This is a genomic window from Polaromonas sp. P1_G2 (assembly GCF_056405515.1).
The window spans coordinates 1-368 of sequence record NZ_JBFUBY010001679.1; the positions used below are offsets into that span (position 1 = coordinate 1).

Annotated in this window: 1 protein-coding gene; it reads right to left on the reverse strand. The window is 53.3% G+C overall.

The genetic code is table 11. The annotated features are described in order from the left end of the window. A partial coding sequence (locus AC1D0P_RS32090) for a hypothetical protein (protein ID WP_477680416.1) occupies positions 1-368 on the reverse strand: 368 nt, incomplete at both ends.

Genomic DNA, 368 nt, shown 5'->3' on the forward strand with positions numbered 1-368 from the left:
CAATTAGATCTGTCGCGCCCTCGATGGTGATCACAGGTCTTACAGGTGATATAAGGTAGGGAAGGAAGTGTGCGACCACCTTGCGCACGATGGTGTCGAACTTGGTCGGGAAATGCTTGGCATATTCCGACTTCATGCGTCGAAGAACAATCGTCGTGCCAGGGTCGATACCACTGGCTGCTTGCACCGAGTAATCCGCCAAGGGCTTCTCATTATTGAGCACGAGCGTAAAGGAGCGCCTTAGAAGTTCACTGCCCTCCACATAGTGACTGACAACATGGGCTTCGGCGAACACCTTCAGCCATGAAAGGCGCCCGAGACCCTTACCGCCGCGTGGTTCCTTATGATCACTGTCGTAAGTCTTGAAG